This window comes from Kribbella sp. CCNWLW201 (genome assembly GCF_037203805.1).
GTDB lineage: Bacteria > Actinomycetota > Actinomycetes > Propionibacteriales > Kribbellaceae > Kribbella.
Genome location: NZ_JBBCBQ010000004.1, coordinates 379,314 through 400,040, shown reverse-complemented (window position 1 = coordinate 400,040; position 20,727 = coordinate 379,314). Strand labels below are relative to the sequence as shown.

The 20,727-nt window shown below is 68.1% G+C and carries 20 protein-coding genes; 7 read left to right on the top strand and 13 right to left on the bottom strand.

Annotated elements, in window-relative coordinates; translation table 11 throughout:
• Positions 1-106 precede the first annotated feature (106 nt).
• Both V9K99_RS20530 and V9K99_RS20525 read right to left on the bottom strand, forming a co-directional pair.
• Positions 107-1,441, bottom strand: coding sequence for a PhoH family protein (locus V9K99_RS20530; RefSeq protein WP_337007454.1), 1,335 nt, complete (start codon positions 1,439-1,441; stop codon positions 107-109).
• 1,432 nt (positions 1,442-2,873) lie between these two features.
• Positions 2,874-3,653, bottom strand: a complete 780-nt coding sequence (locus V9K99_RS20525) for an isoprenyl transferase (RefSeq protein WP_337007455.1) — start codon at positions 3,651-3,653, stop codon at positions 2,874-2,876.
• Between the two features lie 247 nt (positions 3,654-3,900).
• On the opposite strand from V9K99_RS20525, the gene trhA reads away from it, so the two are divergent.
• From trhA to V9K99_RS20510, 3 genes are all read left to right on the top strand, one after another.
• Positions 3,901-4,596, top strand: coding sequence for a PAQR family membrane homeostasis protein TrhA (trhA, locus tag V9K99_RS20520; protein ID WP_337007457.1), 696 nt, complete (start codon positions 3,901-3,903; stop codon positions 4,594-4,596).
• Positions 4,597-4,685: 89 nt separating this feature from the next.
• Positions 4,686-5,873, top strand: coding sequence for a phosphotransferase (locus V9K99_RS20515; protein WP_337007459.1), 1,188 nt, complete (start codon positions 4,686-4,688; stop codon positions 5,871-5,873).
• Positions 5,874-5,935: 62 nt separating this feature from the next.
• Positions 5,936-6,445, top strand: coding sequence for a hypothetical protein (locus tag V9K99_RS20510; protein WP_337007461.1), 510 nt, complete (start codon positions 5,936-5,938; stop codon positions 6,443-6,445).
• Between the two features lie 2 nt (positions 6,446-6,447).
• Here V9K99_RS20510 and V9K99_RS20505 read toward each other — a convergent pair whose 3' ends face one another.
• The 6 genes from V9K99_RS20505 to mca all read right to left on the bottom strand — a co-directional run bounded on the left by V9K99_RS20505 (position 6,448) and on the right by mca (position 14,583).
• Positions 6,448-7,863 (bottom strand): M28 family metallopeptidase, encoded by a 1,416-nt coding sequence (locus tag V9K99_RS20505; RefSeq protein WP_337007463.1) that lies wholly within the window; start codon positions 7,861-7,863, stop codon positions 6,448-6,450.
• Positions 7,864-7,956: 93 nt separating this feature from the next.
• On the bottom strand, positions 7,957-10,002 hold the full coding sequence (locus V9K99_RS20500; protein WP_337007465.1) for a M4 family metallopeptidase: 2,046 nt from the start codon (positions 10,000-10,002) through the stop codon (positions 7,957-7,959).
• 251 nt (positions 10,003-10,253) lie between these two features.
• Entirely contained in the window at positions 10,254-12,230 is a 1,977-nt protein-coding gene (locus tag V9K99_RS20495; protein ID WP_337007467.1) for a thioredoxin domain-containing protein, read from the bottom strand.
• 9 nt (positions 12,231-12,239) lie between these two features.
• Positions 12,240-13,265 (bottom strand): CopD family protein, encoded by a 1,026-nt coding sequence (locus V9K99_RS20490; RefSeq protein WP_337007469.1) that lies wholly within the window; start codon positions 13,263-13,265, stop codon positions 12,240-12,242.
• 114 nt (positions 13,266-13,379) lie between these two features.
• On the bottom strand, positions 13,380-13,688 hold the full coding sequence (locus V9K99_RS20485) for a hypothetical protein (protein ID WP_337007471.1): 309 nt from the start codon (positions 13,686-13,688) through the stop codon (positions 13,380-13,382).
• 31 nt (positions 13,689-13,719) lie between these two features.
• Positions 13,720-14,583: a mycothiol conjugate amidase Mca gene (gene mca, locus V9K99_RS20480; RefSeq protein ID WP_337007473.1), complete on the bottom strand. Its 864-nt coding sequence runs from the start codon at positions 14,581-14,583 to the stop codon at positions 13,720-13,722.
• 58 nt (positions 14,584-14,641) lie between these two features.
• Between mca and V9K99_RS20475 the strand changes: the two genes are divergently transcribed.
• The 3 genes from V9K99_RS20475 to V9K99_RS20465 all read left to right on the top strand — a co-directional run bounded on the left by V9K99_RS20475 (position 14,642) and on the right by V9K99_RS20465 (position 16,701).
• Complete coding sequence (locus V9K99_RS20475) at positions 14,642-15,070, top strand: DUF4307 domain-containing protein (RefSeq protein WP_337007475.1); 429 nt, start codon at positions 14,642-14,644, stop codon at positions 15,068-15,070.
• 240 nt (positions 15,071-15,310) lie between these two features.
• Complete coding sequence (greA, locus tag V9K99_RS20470; protein WP_337007477.1) at positions 15,311-15,823, top strand: transcription elongation factor GreA; 513 nt, start codon at positions 15,311-15,313, stop codon at positions 15,821-15,823.
• Between the two features lie 179 nt (positions 15,824-16,002).
• Positions 16,003-16,701, top strand: coding sequence for an NPCBM/NEW2 domain-containing protein (locus V9K99_RS20465; RefSeq protein WP_337007479.1), 699 nt, complete (start codon positions 16,003-16,005; stop codon positions 16,699-16,701).
• 22 nt (positions 16,702-16,723) lie between these two features.
• On the opposite strand, the gene V9K99_RS20460 is transcribed toward V9K99_RS20465, so the two are convergent.
• From V9K99_RS20460 to V9K99_RS20440, 5 genes are all read right to left on the bottom strand, one after another.
• Entirely contained in the window at positions 16,724-17,158 is a 435-nt protein-coding gene (locus V9K99_RS20460; RefSeq protein WP_337007481.1) for a VOC family protein, read from the bottom strand.
• A complete protein-coding gene (locus tag V9K99_RS20455) occupies positions 17,155-17,769 on the bottom strand; it encodes a TetR/AcrR family transcriptional regulator (protein WP_337007482.1) in 615 nt (204 codons plus the stop codon). The genes V9K99_RS20460 and V9K99_RS20455 overlap by 4 nt, the downstream gene beginning before the upstream one ends.
• A 94-nt stretch (positions 17,770-17,863) precedes the next feature.
• On the bottom strand, positions 17,864-18,703 hold the full coding sequence (locus V9K99_RS20450) for an ABC transporter permease (protein WP_337012559.1): 840 nt from the start codon (positions 18,701-18,703) through the stop codon (positions 17,864-17,866).
• Positions 18,700-19,677, bottom strand: a complete 978-nt coding sequence (locus V9K99_RS20445; RefSeq protein ID WP_337012561.1) for an ATP-binding cassette domain-containing protein — start codon at positions 19,675-19,677, stop codon at positions 18,700-18,702. The genes V9K99_RS20450 and V9K99_RS20445 overlap by 4 nt, the downstream gene beginning before the upstream one ends.
• Positions 19,678-19,887: 210 nt before the next feature.
• Positions 19,888-20,034, bottom strand: coding sequence for a hypothetical protein (locus V9K99_RS20440; RefSeq protein ID WP_337012563.1), 147 nt, complete (start codon positions 20,032-20,034; stop codon positions 19,888-19,890).
• Positions 20,035-20,054: 20 nt separating this feature from the next.
• Between V9K99_RS20440 and V9K99_RS20435 the strand changes: the two genes are divergently transcribed.
• Entirely contained in the window at positions 20,055-20,567 is a 513-nt protein-coding gene (locus tag V9K99_RS20435; RefSeq protein WP_337012564.1) for a hypothetical protein, read from the top strand.
• Positions 20,568-20,727: the final 160 nt, after the last annotated feature.

Below are 20,727 nucleotides of genomic sequence, written 5' to 3'. Positions count from 1 at the left end.
TGATCACAAGCAGGTCACAAACGGCGGTGCGGCCGCCTGACGGCGACCGCACCGAAGTCTTACCTTTGTTTTACAGACTCTTATTACCTAAGAGTAGAAACACTCCTTACAGCTGCAGGTCGTCGAGCATCTCGGTGACCAGGGCGGCGATCGGGGAACGCTCCGACCGGGTCAGGGTCACGTGCGCGAACAGCGGGTGGCCCTTCAGTTGCTCGACCACCGCGACCACACCGTCGTGCCGGCCGACCCGCAGGTTGTCCCGCTGGGCGACGTCGTGGGTGAGCACCACCCGCGAGTTGGCGCCGACCCGGGACAGCACGGTGAGCAGCACGTTGCGCTCCAGCGACTGGGCCTCGTCGACGATCACGAACGCGTCGTGCAGCGACCGGCCGCGGATATGGGTCAGCGGCAGCACCTCGAGCATGCCGCGGTCCATCACCTCGTCGATCACGTCAGCGCTGGTGAGCGCGCCGAGGGTGTCGTACACGGCCTGGGCCCACGGCTGCATCTTCTCCGACTCCGAGCCGGGCAGGTACCCGAGCTCCTGGCCGCCGACCGCGAACAGCGGCCGGAACACCACCACCTTCTTGTGCTGCCGCCGTTCCATCACCGCCTCGAGCCCGGCGCACAGCGCGAGCGCCGACTTACCGGTACCGGCACGGCCGCCGAGCGAGATGATCCCGACGTCCGGGTCCAGCAGCAGGTCGAGCGCGACCCGCTGTTCGGCCGACCGGCCGCGGATCCCGAACGCCTCCCGGTCGCCCCGGACCAGGCGGATCCGCTTGTCCGGCATCACCCGGCCGAGCGCACTGCCCCGCTCGGACAGCAACACCAGCCCGGTGTGGGTCGGGAACTCACCGGCCTGCCGGAGCTCCAGTACGCCGTTCTCGTAGAGGTCGTCCACGTCGTGCGTCTCGACCTCGAGTTCGCTCATCCCGGTCCAGCCGGACTCCAGCGTCAGCTCGGCCCTGTACTCCTCGGCCATCAGGCCGCAGGCCGACGCCTTGACCCGCATCGGCAGGTCCTTCGAGACCAGCGTCACGTCGCGGCCCTCGGCCTTGAAGTTGCAGGCCACCGCGAGGATGCGGCTGTCGTTGTCGCCGAGCCGGAAGCCGGCCGGCAAGGTCTCCGGGTCCGTATGGTTCAGTTCGACCCGAAGAGTTCCACCCTTCTCCCCCACTGGCAGGGGCGCGTCCAGACGTCCGTGCAGGATCCGGAGCTCGTCGAGCAGCCGCAGCGCGGTGCGAGCGAAGTAGCCGAGTTCCGGGTGATGCCGTTTGCCCTCCAATTCGGTGACGACGACCACCGGGACGACCACCTCGTGCTCGTCGAACCGCATCATCGCGTGCGGGTCGGACAGGAGCACGGAGGTGTCCAGCACGAAAGTGCGCTGGGCCGGTGTGGATGAGGTACTTGACGCCTTGGCGTGGGTGGCAGCCATGTCGCACGTCCTCTCGGGCCGCGACGTGCACCACGCCCGGCCCACCAGTGGTTAGGTGTTGGACCGGGAGCTGGCCCCGGGGTCTGGTGCAGACCCCGTCCGCTGCGCCGCACGAGCGACAACGGGAACCAGTGAGATCGAGACCTGCGGTCTCGGGCACTCCGTTCTGCCCCTCATGGGGCAACCGGCTGGCGAACGATTCTCAAGCTGATCGGGCCTCCCGGACAGCCGGCTTCCCCTCCGACCGTCACCACGAGGGTAGATCTGCCGCACAAACGGCGCAGCCCGACACGCCCGTCCGCGGGGTTAACGGCTTGTTACACCTTGTCCACCCGCACGGGGGAGGCCGCTCACCCTCCGGAGTGATCCGGTCCGGCGCCCGCCTCGCGGAACGCTGGCCGCATGGGAAAACACTGGCCGAAACTGACCGGATATGCGACAGCCCTCTGGTCTCTCGCGTACGGCGTACTGGGCATCTACTGGTCATTCGGTGGAGCGGCCTACCCGTTCGCGAAGGTGGCCGACGACCGGGCGACCGCCTCGATCCTGGAAGGGTCGTCAGCCGACGTCGTGGCACCGATCATGGCCGCCGTCGGGCTGGGCGGCGCGGTGCTCGCGATCGTGATGACCAAGCGGCGAGCGCGCGGCTGGGTACTGCAGACGATCGCCGGGATCCTCGCGGTCGGCCTGGCCCTGGTGATCCCCGACTACACGCTGATCGCGCTCGTCGCGCTCTCCCCCGCGCTGATCGTCTTCGCGTTCACCGGCGTACCGGGCGACCAAGCCGGCGTCGGCGACATCCTCTACTGGCACCGGGTGAACCTGGTCATCCTCTTCGTCGGCGGCCTGCTCTGGGCCGCGACGGCGATCGCGTACCACCGCCGCAGCCGCGACGCCTGCGTCTCCTGCGGCCGCAGCGATCACCGCGTCCGAGCCTGGACGACGCCACACCAGGCGCTGCGCTGGGGACGCTGGGCGGTCGCCGTCTCGGTCCTGGCGAACCTTCCCTACGAGTTCACCCGGGTGGCCTGGTACTTCGGCTGGCCGGTGGGCATCACCGACGAGTTCCACCAGATGATGGCCGACACCCCCGGCATGCTCGAGATGGGCCTCGGACTGGCCGTGATGGGCATCGGCGGCGGCATCCTCACCCACGGTCTGGTCCGCCGCTGGGGTGAGGTCTACCCACGCTGGATCTGGTTCAAGGCGGGCAAGCCGGTCCCACCCTTGCTGGCGATCATCCCCGCGTCCGTGGTGGCCGTCGTACTGATCCCCGCGGGTCTGATGAACGCACAGCTCCCGACCGACGCGGACAACTGGGCGGTGAACCTCCCAGGCGTCCTCTGGGTCGTCTGGGGAGCAGCACTCGGTACGGCGACGTACGCCTACTACCTGCGGCGTCGTACGGCGTGCCGCCGGTGTGGACGCGGTGTCACGTCCCGAACCGGCGCTCCCGCTGTGCGTAGCTCCGGATCGCCCGCAGGAAGTCGACGTGCCGGAAGTCCGGCCAGAGCGCCTCGCAGAAGTAGAACTCGCTCAGCGCGCTCTGCCACAGCAGGAACCCGCCCAGCCGCTGCTCACCCGACGTACGAATGACCAGGTCCGGGTCGGGCTGGCCCTTCGTGTACAGGTGCCGGGCGATGTGCTCGACGTCGACGCGCTCGGCCAGCTCCTCGATCGAGATGCCCTTGGCCGCTTCCTCGAGCAGCAGCGAGCGGACCGCGTCGGCCAGCTCGCGGCGGCCGCCGTACCCGACCGCGACGTTGACCAGCATGCCCTCGACGCCCTGGGTGGCCGTCTCGGCCGCCTTCAGGGTCTCGGCGGTGGCACCGGGCAGCAGGTCGAGCGCGCCGACCGGGTGGATCCGCCAGCGGCCGATCGAGGTGAGCTCCTCGACCGTCTGCTCGATGATCCGCAGCAGCGGCTCCAGCTCGTCGGACGGGCGGCTCAGGTTGTCGGTGGAGAGCATCCAGACGGTGACCACCTTGACGCCGACGTCGTCACACCAGTCGAGGAACTCGGTGATCTTGTTCGCCCCGGCCTCGTGACCGCGCGACACCGGGTCACCGGCCGCCCGGGCCCAGCGCCGGTTGCCGTCGATGATGACGCCGATGTGCCGCGGGATCCGGTCCGGCGACAGGGACCGGCGTACTCGACGCTCGTACAGGCCGTAGACCGCGTCGCGCAGCTTCTGCTTGCCTGGTGTCCGCATGGGCAGGTTGCTCTCCTCGAATGCTCTCGGTCACAACGCTAGCCCAGAATGGCCGGGGTTGAGAGGGTCCCAGCGAGCTGCCAGGAAGATCGAACTTTCACCGCAGTTCGTGCGTCGGACACGCGAGGAGAGGTGTGCATCCGGGTGATCTCGCCTACATTTCATCCTTATGGACCATTGAACCTACGGGTCCGTAGGTTACGGTTGCGTAGGTAAGACCACCGCCCGGCACCTCGAAAGGACGGCGATGACCGCTTCCAGCACCCAGCCCCAGGAAATCGGTCACCGGCTGTCCGGGCGGCTCGGCCCGCTCAAACCCAAGCTTCGCGGCTGGCTGCACGCCGGCACCTTCCCGCTCGCCACCGCGGCCGGCATCGTGCTGATCTGCCTGGCCCCCGGCTCGAGCGCGCGCTGGGCGGCGGCGGTCTACACACTGGGCGCGATGCTGCTGTTCGGCATCTCCGCGCTGTACCACCGGTTCTACTGGGGCCCGGCCGGTGAGGCGATCCTGCGCCGGCTCGACCACAGCAACATCTTCCTGCTGATCGCCGGCACCTACACGCCGCTCGGCATGGTCCTGCTGCACGGCAAGGACCGGGTGCTGCTGCTCAGCATGGTCTGGGGCGGTGCGCTGCTCGGCATCCTGTTCCGGATCTTCTGGGTGCACGCGCCGCGCTGGCTGTACACCCCGATCTACCTGGCGCTGGGCTGGGTCGCGATCTTCTGGATGGGCGACTTCTACCACCAGGGCGGCGCCGCCGTGGTCACCCTGATCGCGGTCGGCGGCGGGCTGTACTCGATCGGCGCGGTCGTCTACGGCACCAAGCGTCCGAACCCGTCACCGCTGTGGTTCGGCTTCCACGAGATCTTCCACGCCTTCACGGTCGCCGCCTTCATCTGCCATTACATCGCCGTGAGCATCGCGACGTACCGGGCGGGCTGACTTTCGGGCACCTCCGTGCCAGCCCTGAAGACTGGCTGAAGATTCTCCCGCACGATGGGCAGTAGACATCGTTTGGGGGGACTACAGCCATGATCACCGCACTGGAACCGCTGGGCCGCGACGCGCTGACCGGAGACGACCTGGCCGCGCTGGTCCGGACCGTCACCGGGCATCCGGAGGCCGATCCGCGAGACGTCCGGGTCGAGCCGGTCGACTACCCGATCGGTACGCCGAGCACCGAGGCGCTGCTGCGCGTCTTCGGTACGGCGACCCTGCCCACCGGCGCACCGGAGACGGACACCGTCGACTGGTCCTGCTTCGTCAAGAAACTGCAGTCGGTCCGGCACTGGCCGTTCCTCCACCTGGTGCCCGAGCCGTTCCGCGAGATCTTCATCCAGAACCTGCCCTGGCAACTGGAGATCGCCGTCCATCGCAGTGGCGTCGCCGACCTGCTCCCCGAGGGCCTGCGGCTGGCCGAGGCCTACCGGATCGACGTGTACGACGACGACCGCGGCACCCTGTGGATGGAGAACGTGATCCAGGAGCCGGGACCGTGGCCGCTGGAGCGGTTCGAGCGAGCGGCGTACCTGCTCGGCCGGCTGTCCGCCCGCCGCCAGCCGCATCTCGTCGAGCCGCTGCTCCCGCGAGGCGGTGACTTCAATCGGCCCGGGTACGCGCTGCGCTACTACACCAACGGCCGCGTGATGATGTCCGCCGTACCGGCGCTCTCCGATCCGGAGACCTGGCGCCATCCACTGCTCGCGGAGGCGGTGTGCAACGTCGGCGACCACGGGCTGCGGGACGAGCTGCTCGCACTGGCCGAGCGGCTGCCCGCCGTACTGGATGCTCTCGACGCGTTGCCGCAGTGCTATCAGCACGGAGACGCGAGTCCGCAGAATCTCCTGGTGCCGAAGGGGAAACCGGACGAGTTCGTGGTGATCGACTGGGGCTTCGACTGTCCGCAAGCGGTCGGGTTCGACCTCGGTCAGCTGCTGATCGGGCTCGCGCATGCCGGTGAGCTGGCGCCCGAGGCTCTGCCGCTCGTGCACAAGACGATCCTCAAGGCGTTCCTGACCGGCCTGGCCGAGGACGGGATGGAGGCGACCGAGGAGCAGGTGCTGTACGGCTACCTGGGCTCGCTGCTCGCCCGGGCGACCTTCACCGCGCTGCCGCTGGAACAGATCACCAAGCCCGGCGACTCGGTCACGCTCAGGATGTTCGAGGACCGGGTGATGCTCACGCGAGCCCTGGTGAATCTGGTCTCCACGGTCGTCTAACGACCACATTTCAGTCGTGTCACAGCTGCAACGAACGCACCGCCTGCGTGTATCCATGGTGCGTGAGGAACCTGAGCAGATACGCAGTGGTGGCCGCCGTCGCGGGACTCGTCCTGACCGGCTGCGGCAACGAGTCCGACGGCGGCGCGGGCGGCACCCCGTCCAGCACGCCTACACCGACGACGCCGACCGTGACCCAGTCGACGCCGGTCGGTACCGCGCTGCCACTCGTCGTCACCAGGACCGGCGGCTTCGCCGGGTTCGACGACAAGGTGGTGATCGACACCGACGGTGTCGCCACGGTGAGCTCACGCGGCAAGGAGACGATCCGCTGCAAGCTGGATCAGACCCTGCTGGCGACCATCACCGCGGCCGCGCAGCAGGTCGACTGGGCCGGCCTCCCGGTGGTCAAGCCGAGTACCCGGCACCCCGACGACATGATCGTCGCGGTCACGGCCAACGGTAAGACCGCCCGGCTCGAGGAGCCGAAGGTGAAGGCGATGACGGCCCCGGTGAGCACCCTGCTCACCGAAGCCACCATCCCACCGGGCAAGCTCTGCAAGCCGGTCTGATTTCAGCTCGTGGTCACCGCGACGTCGTCGATCACGAAGCTTGTCTGCAACGACGAGTCCTCCTGGCCGAGGAACCTGACCGTGACCGTCTTTCCCTTGTAGGCAAGGACGTTCAGGGTCTTCTGGACGTACGACGTGTTCTTGTTCAGATTCGAGTACGTCGCCAGCGTGGTGACCGTGGATCCGTCGACGATCTGCACCTTCACCGTGTCGTAGACGGTCGAGGTGGTCGTCTCCGCGGTGTCGATCCGGATCCACAGCGACAGGGATGCCGCGGTCGCGGTGGACGGGATCGCCACCGACTGGCCGAGGTTCTCGGTCGTGGTCCGGCCGTTGCCCTGCAGCCACGCCTTGTAGCTGCCGCCGTGCGCCGGCCGTGACGTGCTGTTGGTGATCACCCCGGTGGTCCCGGTCCAGTTCACCGCACCCGATTCGAAGCCCGGGTTCTGGAGCAGGTTGTCCCCGGTCGGCGGCGGGCCCCCGCTGTAGTCCTTCTGGGCGTAGTTCCAGATCATGTGGCCGATGGCATCGATCTGGCGGTCCAGCGAGGTCAGGTCGAGGTTGTTGATGGTGTCGCAGGAGCGGTGGTAGCACGGGTCGAAGGCCTGACCCGCCGTACCTCCCCACTTGGCCGCCTGGGCGGACGTCTTCGTCCCCTCGGCGCCGGAGAACGTGCCCGCGGTCGGGATGCCGAGCGACCGGAAGGCCGCGTGGTCGGACCGGCCCTGGACGTCGATGAACTCGGTCTGCACGCTCTTGCTGGTGAAGTACGCGACCAGATCGTCACGGGCGCCGTTGCCCGCCGGATTGTCGTCGTACACGAAGTAGCCCGGGTTCGGCGACGCGATCATGTCGAAGTTCAGGTACAGCTCGATCTTGTCGCGGTCGGCCGCGGGAAGGTTGTTGACGTAGTACTTCGAGCCGAGCAGACCGAGTTCCTCGGCACCCCAGAAGCCGAACCTGATCCGGTTCCGGGGCGTCTGGCCGCTGGCAGCGTAAGCGAGGGCGGTTTCGAGTACGCCGGCGCTGCCTGAGCCGTTGTCGTTGATCCCCGGACCGGAGCTGACCGAGTCCAGGTGTGAGCCGGCCATCACGACGTGGTTCGCGTCGCCGTGCGGCCATTCGGCGATGACGTTGTACGACGTACCGGCCGAGGTGGAGAAGGACTGCAGCACGGTCGTGTAGCCGGCTGCGTCGAGCTTGGCCTTCACCCAGTCGGCGGAGGCCTTGTAACCGGGGCGGCCGGTGTAGCGGTTGCCGCCGTTGCTGGTGGCGATCGACTGGAACTGGTCGAGATGCGCCTTGGTGTTGGTGACGGAGATGTCCGGCGACTCGACCGCGCCGGCAACGTTGCCTGGGACAAGCAATGCGCCGGCGACGAGGACGACGCCGAGACCGGAGTACAGGGACTTTCGCATGGGCGGAGCTCCTTTGGCCTCAAACAAAGGAATCCGGGGCGCGCGAGCCTGGGCGGAGGCCGCGCGCGCCCCGGACGGATCACCGCGGCTGGATCAGCCCGCGGTCAGCGAGGTGTCGTCGACCACGAAGCTGGTCTGCAGCGACGAGTCCTCGTTCATCAGGAACTTCACCGAGATCGTCTTGCCCTTGTAGGCGGTGACGTTGAAGGTCTTCTGCGTGTAGGTGGTGTTCTTGTTCAGGTTCGAGTACGTCGCCAGCGTCGTCGTGGTCGAACCGTCGACGATCTGGATCCTGGCGGTGTCGTACACGGTCGAGGTGGTGGTCTCTGCGGTGTCGATCCGGATCCAGAACGAGAGCGTCGCACTGGTCGCCGACGCCGGGATGGCGACGGACTGCGCGATGTTCTCGGTCGAGGTGGTGCCGTTGCCACCCAGCCACAGCTTCCAGGTGCCGGTGCGGGCCGGACGCCCGGTGTTGTTGGTGATCGGGCCGGCAGTACCGGTCCAGTTCACCGCACCGGACTCGAAGCCCGGGTTCAGCAGCAGGTTGCTACCGGTGGGCGGCGGCTCGGTTCCGCCACCGCAGGCAGCCGCACCGGCCGGGACGGAGATGCCGTTGAACGCGGCCTCGATGCCCTTGCACTGGGCCGAGTCGGCGCCGTACAGCTCCTTGGCCGAGTTGATCGCACCTTCGCGGGCGTCGCGGTAGGTGCTGCCCGAGCTGAGCTTGGTGCTCAGCGTGCGGTACCAGACCTTGGCGGCGACGTCGCGGCCGACACCGACGATGGTGGCGCCGTTGCAGGCGGTGCTGCTGTGCGTCACTCCCCCGATCACCTTGCTGCCGGTGCCCTCGGAGGCCAGGTAGAACCAGTGGTTCAGCGGGCCGGACGAGTAGTGCGGGTCCATCCCACCGGTGCTGGTCGACCAGCAGTCCACGCTGCGGCCGTCCTTCGACGGCTTGTCCATGTAGCGCAGCGGCGTGTTGTTGCCGTTGATGTTGATCTTCTCGCCGATCAGGTAGTCACCCGGGTCGGACGAGTTGTTCGCGGAGAACTCCACCGCCGTACCGAAGATGTCCGAGGTCGATTCGTTCAGGCCGCCCGCGTCACCGGAGTAGTTCAGGTTGGCGGTCGCCTCGGTGACACCGTGGCTCATCTCGTGGCCGGCCACGTCGATGCTCGTCAGCGGCCGGGTGTTGCCGGAGCCGTCGCCGTACGTCATCTGGGTGCCGTCCCAGAACGCGTTCACGTACGCGTTGCCGTAGTGCACCCGCGACCGCGCACCCTGGCCGTTGTTCCAGATGCCGTTGCGGCCGTGAACGTTCTTGTAGTAGTCCCAGGTCAGCTGGGAACCGTAGTGCGCGTCCACACCGGCGGTCTGGCGGTTCGACGTGGTGCCGTTGCCCCAGGTGTCGTCGGGGTCGGTGAACGTCGTACCGGTGCCGGAGGTGGCGCCGTTGAGGTCGGTCGTGTAGTTGCCACCGCGGCTCGGGTCGCTCATCGAGTAGCTGCCCGAGGTGCCGATGCTGACGGTGCCGGAGTAGAGCGAGTTACCGGTACCGGTCTTGACCTCGTCGTCCTGATCCAGCAGGGCGCCGGTCTTCGCGTCGATGAAGGAGTGCAGCACCGACGGGGTCTGGTCCGCCTTCACGCCGGTGGTGACGACCTCATAGGCGAGCACGGGCTTGGTCGGGGTGACGAAGACGACCAGCGAGCCTTTGTTGGCGGTGGGCTTGAACTCGGCCATCTTGGCGGCCTTGGACAGCGCGGCCGACTGGGACAGAGTCGGCTTGGTCGCGACACCGACGGACTTCGCGCCGCGGTTGTAGGTCACCTGGCCGACCGTCGCGCCCTTGCGCTTGACGATCAGGTCGCCACCGACGACCGGCAGGCCGTTGTAGGTGCGGTCGTAGCGAACGTACTCGGTGCCGTCCGGGTCCTTCACGACGTCACGGACCTTGAGTACCTCACCACTCGCCAGTCCGAGAGCTGCGGCCGTCTGCGCGGTCAGCGCCTGTTCGGCCTGAACGGCGGCCGGCTGGTTGAAGCCGGATGCCGGGAGCGGAGCCGCACGATCAGCGGCTCCCGCGGGTGAGCCGGTGATCGCCGCGGCAAGTCCTGCTGCCGCTGCGATGGCCACCGCCCCTGCTGATGTCAGTCGTTTCAAGACAACATCTCCTCACGGTGTGGTCGCTGTTTGGGCGCAGCGACCAAATTCAGTTGGGGACGCCGGATGTCTGACCCATCAGTGCCACTGCCTCATTTGTGACACTGCGTGTCAGGACATGCGAGATCTGTTACATCCGACTGAGGGAGGACTCTCGTCCCCACCGGGCCCCGAGTCAAGGGATTCTCGCGAAACCGCAGGGAAAACCCGCACCGCCGTCGTTGTCAGTTCGACGGCGTCAACTCCCGGCGAAGGTCTTCCGGCAACACGACCGGCAGCCGGCAGGTGAACTTCTGACACACGTACGCCGCCGGGCGGTCACCCACCAGGCCACGGCCCTCCATCAGCGGTACGGCGAGACCCGGCTCGCCGTGGACGATCGCCGTACCCCAGGGAGCACTGGTCAGCGCGGTCCTGATCAACTCCGGGGACGCACCGACGATCGCGATCTCGAGTGGGCCGGAGGCAACCGTCTCGGCAACGGCGAGGGCCCGGCCGGCGAACCGGGGCGCACGAGCGGCGATGGTCGCGGACGCCTTCAGTGCCTGCTCTGCCGCGCTCTCATACCGGACTGATCCGGTCAGGCTGGCCAGCGTGGTGAAGGCCTCGGCGGCTAGGCTCACGCCGGACGGGCTGGCGTTGTCGGTCGGGTCCTGCGGACGCCAGACCAGCTCCTCGGCATCGGCCGCCGTGTCGAAGTAGGAGCCGTCAGCAACAAACTGCTCGAGGGTCCGGTCCAGCAGGCGTTGCGCGGTCTCGAACCACTCGATGTTGCCGGTGACACCTAAAAGAGTGAGACAGGCCTGGGCGTACGCCGCATAGTCCTCGAGCACACCGTGGGCCGTCCCGACCTTGCCGTCGCGGGAGGTCCGATGCAGCCGTCCGGTGTCGTCGAGGTGGACATCCCGGACCAATCTGGCCGCCTGGGCTGCCGCCTCGACGTACGCGGGCTTCTCCAGGATCACGCCGGCCCGGGCCAGCGCGGTGATGGCGAGACCGTTCCAGGCGGCGACCACTTTGTCGTCGCGGCCGGGGTAAGTTCGCCGGCTCCTTGTTGAGAGCAACGTCGAGCGGATGCGCTGCCAGCGATCGGGGTCGTTGGGGTCCTGACGGAGCTGGAGGACCGAGGAGCCTTGCTCGAAGGTGCCGGTGACGACGCAGAGGTCGATGACCCACTTGGCGTCGTCGTCGGTCAGCGCTTCGTGGAGCTGTTCCGGTGTCCAGACGTAGTACTTGCCCTCCTCCCCTTCCGTGTCGGCGTCGAGCGCGGAGGCGAAGCCGCCCTCGGCGGTGCGGAGCTCGGCGAGGAGGAAGTCGGCGGTCTCCTCGGCGATCCGTTTCGCGAGAGGGTTCCGGCTCACCGTCCACCAGTGCGTGTAGACGTCGAGCAGGAGGGCGTTGTCATACAGCATCTTCTCGAAGTGCGGGACGACCCACTGGCCGTCGACAGAGTACCGCGCGAAGCCGCCGGCCAGCTGGTCGTACATACCGCCGCGGGCCATCCGCTCGCAGGTCGCCGCGACCATGGCCAGGGCGTCCTCGGAACCGGTGCGGCGATGGTGGCGCAGCAGGAAGTCGAGCACCATCGACGGCGGGAACTTCGGCGCGGCGCCGAAGCCGGCGTCGACGGGATCGAAGTCGACCTTCAGCAGCGCGGCCGCCCGGTCGAGGTCCATCGCCCCGCCCTGCTCAGTCTGCTGAGCTCCCAACTGCTCGACCACCCGGCGGCCGATGCCGTCGATCTGGTCGCGCTTCGTCCGCCAGGCATCGATCAGCGACTCGAGCACCTGCCGGAAGGACGCCATCCCGCTGCGCGGCTCGGACGGGAAGTAGGTGCCGCAGAAGAACGGCTCGGCGTCCGGGGTCAGGAACACCGACATCGGCCAGCCGCCGTGACCGGTCATCGCCACCGTGGCCGCCATGTAGATCGCGTCCACGTCCGGACGCTCCTCGCGATCCACCTTGATACTGACGAAGTGCTCGTTCAGGTAGGCCGCCGTACCCTCGTCCTCGAACGACTCGTGCGCCATCACGTGACACCAGTGACAGGCCGAGTACCCGACCGACAGGAACACCGGCACGTCCCGCTCCCGCGCCTCCCGGAACGCCGCGTCGGACCACTCCCGCCAAGCCACCGGGTTGTCCGCATGCTGCCGCAGATAGGGACTGGTGCTTCGGCCTAGCTCGTTGACGGGCGCCATACCCCCACGTTAGGCGGTCTGGGAGAGGGCGACCGACAGGCCCAGGGTGAGAGCCATGACGAAGAGCTCGAAGCCGACGATCTGCCAGAAGCCGCGGCCGCTCTCGACCAGGTCGCCGGTGGCACGGCGGCGGTGCAGCCAACTGGCGATGATCAGGATCACGAAGGCGGCCAGCTTGGCCAGCAGGAGTGCACCGTACGAGTCTTCGGTGAGGGCGTCGGGGATCGCTTCCCAGCCGCCGCCCTTTGCCGCGAGTCGGCCGGCCGCACTGATCAGGCCGCTCAGGAGTACGGCGATCGACGAGATGAGCGCGACCTGGTTGAACCGCTCGAGCACGATCGGGAGTCCGCTGCGACTCGCCCGCCCGTACCGGACCAGGCCTGCGAGTCCGCCGATCCAGCTGGTCGCCGCGATGACGTGGAAGACCAGGGCTGTTCCGGCGAGGACGACGTACGACTCGTTCCGCGGGTACGCCGTGACCGCGGTCGGGATCAGGGCGGTGATGGCAACGATCACGCCGAGCCCGGCCGCCGACGAGGTCTGGACCCGGCGGATGCCGATGGCCAGCGCGACCACGAGGATGCCGGTGATCAGCAGCGCCTTGACCTCCGGTACGCCGAGGGCGTCGTCCAGCCGGAGCCGGAGCAAATTGACTGGGGTGTCGAGCAGGATCGCGGCGGTGACGACCGCACCGGCGAACGCGCAGATCGCCCAGATGATCGCCGAGTTGCTGGCGTCCCGCACCGCCCGCCGGCCCTGGATGCCGAGCGGTCCGCCCTCGATCCGGAGCAGTACGACGGCCGCCAGCAGAGCACCCGCGCAACCGACGGTCGCGAGCATGGAGATCAGCCGGAAGACCGGCAGCAGCCAGCCGACGAACAGACTGGGACCGCCGATTCCACCGATGTCCCGGGGCTCACTGTCGGCCGCGAACAGGGTCGCCGCCAGCGCGAGTGAGGCGATGACGACCGCTCCGGCGCCACCCGCGACCAGCCGTCCGGGCATGCGGTGCCGGGCGGCGCGGGTCGCGGTCACAGAGCGATCCCGCCCTCGGCACGATTGAACACGCGCTCACTATAGGGTCAGCCGGAGGTGGGCTGCCCAGTCCGACACCATCTCGTGATGAGGGTGCCGGCCGATCGGCAGCCTTCAGTGCTGCGAGTGCGCCTTCGCGTCACTCTCTGTCGACGCGTCAGTCGTCGTCGGGCCGTCCGTCGCCTTCGGCTCGGCATCGCCAGCCGGGGCCGCTGAGCTGTCCGTGCTCGCTGGGCCGCCGGACGGTGCTGGGCCGGCCGCAGAATCGTCGTCGAAGTCGATCTTCTTCAACTGCTTGCCCATGTTGCGCATCAACAGCACCGTGGCGGCACCGAGTGCCAGCACGATCAGCAGCGCGACCCAGCCGGGGCGCACCGAGTTCGGGTCGATCTCGGCCGTCGCAAGGAAGGTCATCGCTGTCACGCCACCAGTCTCTCACTGTCGTCGCCCGCCGTCAGCGGAGCCCCGCGAACAGGTCGTCCTCGGGCAGTTCGGACTCGACCAGACTCCGGGCCAGCTCGTAGTCCTCGGTCGGCCAGGCTTGCTGGTGCACCTCCAGCGGTACGGCGAACCACGCGCCGTCCGGATCGATCTGGGTGGCATGCGCCAGCAGGGCCTTGTCCCGGGTGCCGAAGTACTGCGCGCACTCGACCCGGGTGGTGATCCGGCGCTCGTTCTCCGGGTCCGGCTTCCAGTCCTTCAGGCGTTCGGCGTACGGCGACTCCAGGCCGCGCGCGATCATCCCGTCGTGCAGCGCCTTCATCCGCTCGTAGTGGAACGTGTGGTGGTAGTAGAGCTTCAGCGGCTGCCACGGCTCGCCGAGCTCCGGGTAGGCGTCCTTGTCACCGGCCGCCTCGAACGCGGCGACGGTGATCTGGTGGCACATCACGTGGTCCGGGTGCGGGTAGCCGCCGTTCTCGTCGTACGTCGTGACGACCTGGGGACGGAACTCGCGGATCAGCTTCACCAGCGGCGCGGCCGCGTCCTCCACCTTCTGCGCGGCGAAGCAGCCTTCCGGCAGCGGCGGCACCGGGTCACCCTCGGGGAAGCCGGAGTCGACCCAGCCCAGCCATTCCTGCCGGATGCCGAGGATCTCCCGGGCCGCGTCCATCTCCTTGCGGCGGATCTCGGAGATGTTCTCGAGCACGTCCGGCCGGTCCATCTTCGGATTCAGGATCGATCCGCGTTCGCCACCGGTACACGTGGCCACCAGGACCTCGACGCCTTCGGCGACGTACCGGGCCGTCGACGCGGCTCCCTTGCTCGACTCGTCATCAGGGTGGGCATGCACATGCAGCAACCGAAGATCTCCACTCACAAGACACAATGGTCCTCCAACACCGGCCCACCCCTACGACCGACCCCCTGGACCCCCGTTGACTGAGTCATCACCCAACAGCCCGACAGCAGACCTCGACGCCCGGTACGGGCGGGGCGGACGGTCCCGGCGGCCGTTGATCATCGGGGTGGTGGCCGTAGTGGCCGCGGCCGGGCTGGCCTGGTTGCTGTGGGCCGCGCTGGCGGGGTCGAACCCGCCGGTGACGTCGCGGCTGCTGGGTTACGAGATCACCTCGCCGACCTCGGCGAAGGCGACGATCCAGGTCGACCGGACCAAGTCCGTCGAGGCCAGTTGCCGGTTGCAGGCCAAGGCTGCCGACTTCTCGATCGTCGGCGAGCTGACCATCACCGTGCCGGCCGATTCCCCGCGGAAGCAGTCGTTGCCGGCCACCCTCACCACCCAGCGCGCGGCCACGTCCGTGGTCCTCGTCGGCTGCACGACCGCGGACAGTCCACGACCGCACTGACAACGGACGCCGTACCGAAAAGCGCAGGTCAGGAGCACTCCGGGCGCCTGATGGCAACCGATTGCCGTCGAACGGCCCAGGATGTGGGAAAACCACCGGGCAAGCGGTTTCCCCGTGCTTGAAGAGGCAAGGAACTGTGGGGTTCCGGGCCGTAACTTGCTACGCTCAGTGGATTGGTCGCCGTCGACGACGGCGGCCAGAAGCATTTTCTGCCCATCCCACCGACACAAGGAGCAGCCCGTGACGCAAAGGATCGAAGAGGACAGCGTTGTCTGGCTGACGCAGGACGGTTACGACCAGCTGAAGGCCGAGCTCGAGCACCTCAAGGGCCCCGCCCGTGCCGAGATCACCCAGCGCATCAGCGAGGCCAGGGACGAGGGCGACCTCAAGGAGAACGGCGGCTACCACGCCGCCAAGGACGAGCAGGGCAAGATCGAGGCACGGATCCGGCAACTGGAGGACATGCTGCGACGGGCCCGGGTCGGCGAGACCCCGAAGGCCGGCGCGAAGATCGGGCCGGGGATGAAGGTGTCGATCAAGTTCGCCGGCGACGACGACGTCGAGACGTTCCTGCTCGGCTCCCGCGAACTGCTCGCCCTGGACGCGTCGGTCGACATCGACGTGTACTCGCCGCAGTCCCCGCTGGGATCCGCGATCCTCGGGAAGAAGAAGGGCGACAAGGCGACCTACGAGGCGCCCAACGGCAAGGATGTGACCGTTGAGATCGTCGCCGCCGAACCTTTCACCGGCTGACTCCACCAAGCTCAGGCGCCCCGGTGGACAACCACCGGGGCGCTTCTCATTCCCCCGTACGACGGTCCGCCCGCTGCACACCGTCGTACGCGTCGTCGCGTCCTGTAACGGATGTACGCAGGTGACGATCAAGCAGGAGTAGAGCGGCGCGGGGCTGCTCGGGGGGAAGTGCCGCAACCATGTCCGACAGCAGTGATGGGAACCGTCCGGGCCGACTGGCTCATCCGTTGCTGGTGACGGTCATCGGCGCGCTGGTGAGCGCGCTGATCGGAGCGGTGGCGACGGTCTGGGCCGCCCGCGAGGGCAACCTCGACGCGATCGTCTCGCCGCCGACCACGACGGTCACCGCGACCGTGCCCGGCCCGGCGAGCACCACGACGGTCACGGTGACGCCCTCACCGACGACGACGGGTGCGGGGACCACCGCAGGCAGCGGCGAGACCACCGGCACCGACACCGCCGGCGACAGCCTCGCGGAGATCCGGCCGATCACCGGCTACTTCACCAAGGGCTCCTTCGCGATCCACGCACAGCCGTTCGGCGACGGGCTCTATCGCACCATCGGGACCTGCAGCCGGACCCTCTCGGCAACCTGGAACCTCGAACGCAAGTACACCCGCTTCAACGCGGTGATCGGGCTGACCGACAAGTCGCCCGATCCCACGCTGAAGGTCAAGTTCACCGCGTACATCACCGACGGGACGAGCCGGACGGCGACCAAGCCCGTTGTCCTCGGCAAGTACCAGGCACACCCGCTGCAGGTGAACCTCGATCACGCCGACGCGCTCGAACTGGAAGCCGTCCTGGTCACCAGCAAAGGCAGTTGCTCCGGTGCCGGCGCCGCCGCGTGGGGCGACCCTCGGCTGTACGCCGAGTGACACGCGGGACGCCGTACTGGATCTAGTGGTGGGCTGGGGCGAAGAGTTCTAGTTGGATGTTGTCCTGGTCGCGGAAGACGAGGACGGATGCGTAGGGCTCGTCGGCGATCGGGGACTGGGTGAGCGGCTTGTCGGCGGTGTCGGCGCGGACCACGCCGTGCGCCTCCAGGTGGTCCTGCCATTCCTCGAGGTCGGCTCGGGTGCCGACGGCGAAGCCGGCGTGGTCGAGGCCGGTGACGGTTTCCTTGCACAGGGCACCGTCGTTGGTGTCGTGGTGGTGCAGGGCGATCATCAGCTGCCGGTCCGCGTCGGCCAGGATGCGGCCGACACCGCCCTGATGCGGTACGTCGAGCACGGGTTGCACACCGAACACTTCGCCGTACCACTGGACGCTCGAGTCCAGGTCGGTCACGGTCAGGGCGAGGTGGTGGAGTTTGGGCTTGGTCACGCTGGTCATGGTTTCCCCCTTGATTCACTGGCGTTCTCGCTCGCGAACTGAGCGAGGAACATCAGGATGACGTCCTCGGTCAGACGGGTCCACCGGTCGCCACCAGGGTCGTTGGAGACCTGCTGGTCGACGAGGCCGGTGGTCACGGCCGTCAAGATGTCGAGGTGCCGCGGATCGTGCACGCCGTTGCTTGCGAGGAGTTCGCGGGTGACGTCGAGCGCCCTGACCGCCAACTCATAGGACTCGGCCGACGGCGTGAAGCCGGGCACCGAGTGCTGGAACAACAACTGATACCGGGGTACGTCGGACACGCAGAACGTGACGAAGGCGCGCGCCTCGGTCAACAGGTCCTGCTGCGGGTCGTCCGTCACCGGCAGCGACGCCTTCAGGTCGAGGAACGCCTGCGCCGCCTGCGCGAACATCGCGTCCAGGATGGCGTTCTTGGACTCGAAGTACGCGTACACCGTCGGCGTGGTGATACCGGCCCGTCGCGCGAGCTCACGCAACGACAACGCGGCCAGTCCCTCCTCACGCACCAGCTCCCAGGCGGCGGTCAGCACCGCGGCCCGGGCACTCTCCCGCCGCGCCTCCCGCCAGTTCGCCGCCGGTTTCTTTAACACAGTTCGAAGTATTTGCACGGCGTATAAATCTTGTCAATGGCTCAGGCATGACGCGGCGGCCGGACCCGGAGGTCCGGCCGCCGAGGTGACGGACTCAGTGCGTGGTCGCGCTGCGGTACTTGCGGACTGCCAGCGGGGCGAAGACCGCGATGATGACGGCGCACCAGATCAGCGAGAGCAGCACCGGATGCTGAGCGGGGAAGCTGTCAGGACTGGCGAACGGCGACGGGTTGCCGAAGAGATGACGGCAGGCGGCAACGATGGCGGAGATCGGGTTCCACTCCGCGACCGGTTGCAGACCGCCGGGCAGGTTCGGCGTGGGAACGAAGGCGTTGGACAGGAAGGTGAGCGGGAAGAGCCAGATCAATCCGGCCGAGGCCGCCACCTCGGGTCCGCCGACGGACAGGCCGATCAGCGCGCCGACCCACAGCATCGCGAACGCGAACAGCAACAGGATCCCGAACGCGGCCAGCGCCTGCCCGAACCCGTTGTGCCAGCGCCAGCCGACGATGAACCCGCAGAGCACCATCACGACCATCACGAAGGCGTTGAAGACCAGGTCGCCGATCACCCGCCCGGCAATCACGCCGGATCGTGCCATCGGCAACGACCGGAACCGGTCGATCAGCCCCTTCGACATGTCGTCGGACAGCCCGACACTGGCCGACGCGACCGCGAACGCCATCGTCTGGGCGAAGATCCCGGACATCAGGAACTCGCGGTACGCCCGCGCCCCCGGGAAGCCGGGGATCGGGATCGCGTTGCCGAACACGTAGGCGAACAGCAGCACGAACATGATCGGCTGGATGGTCGCGTAGACCAGCATGTCCGGCGTCCGCGGGACCCGCTTCAGGCTCCGCCAGGCCAGCACACCCGCGTCCGACACCGCCCGGCCGATCGGGTTCACCCGCGTCGGACGGTCAACCGTGCTCATACCTGCTCCTTCGCTTCGGCCTCGCGCCCGGTCAGGGTGAGGAACACGTCGTCCAGCGTCGGCCGCCGCAGCCCGATGTCGGCGATCCGGATCGCGGCCCCGTCGAGGGTGCGGATCACGTCGACCAGCGAACTCGATCCGCCCGGCGCCGGCACGGTGATCCGCCGGCTGTGCTTGTCCACCGTGGTCGCGTCCGGGTCGGTGATGCCGAGCGCACCGGTGAGCAGCTCGAGCGCCCGGTAGGTCTCGTCGGGATCGTGTATGACGACCTCGATTCGCTCACCACCCACCTTGGCCTTGAGCTCGTCCGCCGTACCGCGAGCGATGACCGAACCGTGGTCGACCACCGCGATGCTGTCGGCCAACTCGTCGGCTTCTTCCAGGTACTGCGTGGTCAGCAGGATCGTCACCCCCTCGCTGACCCGGTCGCGGATGATCTGCCACAGGTCGAGGCGACTACGCGGGTCGAGCCCGGTGGTCGGCTCGTCGAGGAACAGCACCTTGGGATGGGCGATCAACGAACCGGCCAGGTCCAGCCGGCGCCGCATGCCGCCCGAATAGGTCTTCAGGATCCGGTCCGCGGCCTCGGTCAGGTCGAAGATCTCCAGCAACTCGTCCGCTCGTTGCTTCGCCTGCTCACTGCTCAGCCGGTACAGCCGGCCGAACATCCAAAGGTTCTCCCGGCCGGTGAGCAGCTCGTCGACTGCTGTGTACTGACCGGACAGACCGACCAGCGAGCGAACCGTGTCGGCTTCCTTCGTCACGTCGTGCCCGAGCACCCGGGCCGACCCCTCGTCCGGCGCCATCAGCGTGGTGAGGATCCGGACCGTCGTCGTCTTCCCCGCACCGTTCGGCCCGAGCAGGCCGAGCACGCTCCCCTCTGGCACCTCGAGGTCGATCCCGTCGAGTGCCTTGACCGTGTTCTTCCTGGACTTGAATGTCTTCACGAGGCCAGTCGCCTCGATTGCAGCCATGCCGCACGTCCCCCTTCTGGATGTGACGCAGGCCACCCATCCTGTCGGAGCCGGCCGACAGTTTCGACACTTTTAACCCTGAGCGAACCCTGAGCCGAGACTTGGGTCGGATCGACTCAACCCTGCTCAGTCAGCCGCCTGGCTACTGCTCGGCAAGCCGGCCAGACCGGAGCAGCCGAACCTGCGGCGAGAGATCGCTGACGGCACGCGCTACGTCTTCCGGCACCCACTCCTGCGGCCGATCGCGCTGAACACCGCGACCACGATGCTGTTCCAGGCCGCGGCCGGAGCGGTGATGATCGTGATCCTGGTCCGCGAGATCCACCTGCGGCCGAGCACGATCGGCGTACTGAGCATGATCGGCCTGGCCGGCGCACGTGACAGAGAAGATGAGCAGCCGGTACGGCGATGCGCGCACACTGCTCGTGTCGTCGACCGGTATCGGCGTGGCCTTCACACTGCAGGCACTGACCGGACCGGGCTGGCAGGTGAGCTGGTTCGTGGTGGCGACTCTGCTGGCCGGGTTCTGCATGATCGTCAGCTACATCCTGCAGGTGAGCGCCCGGCAACGGGTGTGCCCACCGGAGCTGCAGGGCCGGGTCAGCGCCACGATGAGCTTCGTCGGCTGGGGCGCCGCACCACTGGGCAGCCTGTTTGCGGAGTACTCGGCACCGTCTTCGGACTGCACGCCACCCTGTGGATCGCCAGCCTGGCGTCGCTCGCCGGCACAGCTTTCCTCTACTTCTCCCCGTTCCGCACCCTGCGGACAGTTCCCGCCGTACCACCGCCGAGGCCCGCACCCCTCCCCCACCCCACCACTGAAGCCACCGCGCCGCGCCCCTCCCCCCACCACTGAAGCCACCGCGCCGCGCCCCTCCCCCCGCCACTGAAGCCACCGCGCCGGCCCCTCCCCCCGCCACTGAAGCCACCGTGCCGGCCCCTCCCCCCGCCACTGAAGCCACCGTGCCGAGTGTGAGGAGTGGGGGGGGCGGGGGGGGGGGCCCGGGGGCGGCGCCACCACCAACCAGCGCGGGGCGGCGCGGGGCGGGG

Excerpts from the sequence above, each read along its gene's own strand:
- V9K99_RS20530 (WP_337007454.1), bottom strand. The coding sequence starts at position 1,441 with ATGGCTGCCACCCACGCCAAGGCGTCAAGTACCTCATCCACACCGGCC.
- V9K99_RS20525 (WP_337007455.1), bottom strand. The coding sequence starts at position 3,653 with ATGCGGACACCAGGCAAGCAGAAGCTGCGCGACGCGGTCTACGGCCTG.
- trhA (WP_337007457.1), top strand. The coding sequence starts at position 3,901 with ATGACCGCTTCCAGCACCCAGCCCCAGGAAATCGGTCACCGGCTGTCC.
- V9K99_RS20515 (WP_337007459.1), top strand. The coding sequence starts at position 4,686 with ATGATCACCGCACTGGAACCGCTGGGCCGCGACGCGCTGACCGGAGAC.
- V9K99_RS20505 (WP_337007463.1), bottom strand. The coding sequence starts at position 7,863 with ATGCGAAAGTCCCTGTACTCCGGTCTCGGCGTCGTCCTCGTCGCCGGC.
- V9K99_RS20495 (WP_337007467.1), bottom strand. The coding sequence starts at position 12,230 with ATGGCGCCCGTCAACGAGCTAGGCCGAAGCACCAGTCCCTATCTGCGG.
- V9K99_RS20465 (WP_337007479.1), top strand. The coding sequence starts at position 16,003 with ATGTCCGACAGCAGTGATGGGAACCGTCCGGGCCGACTGGCTCATCCG.
- V9K99_RS20460 (WP_337007481.1), bottom strand. The coding sequence starts at position 17,158 with ATGACCAGCGTGACCAAGCCCAAACTCCACCACCTCGCCCTGACCGTG.
- V9K99_RS20450 (WP_337012559.1), bottom strand. The coding sequence starts at position 18,703 with ATGAGCACGGTTGACCGTCCGACGCGGGTGAACCCGATCGGCCGGGCG.
- V9K99_RS20445 (WP_337012561.1), bottom strand. The coding sequence starts at position 19,677 with ATGGCTGCAATCGAGGCGACTGGCCTCGTGAAGACATTCAAGTCCAGG.
- V9K99_RS20440 (WP_337012563.1), bottom strand. The coding sequence starts at position 20,034 with ATGCTCAGTACGCCGATCGTGCTCGGCCGCAGGTGGATCTCGCGGACC.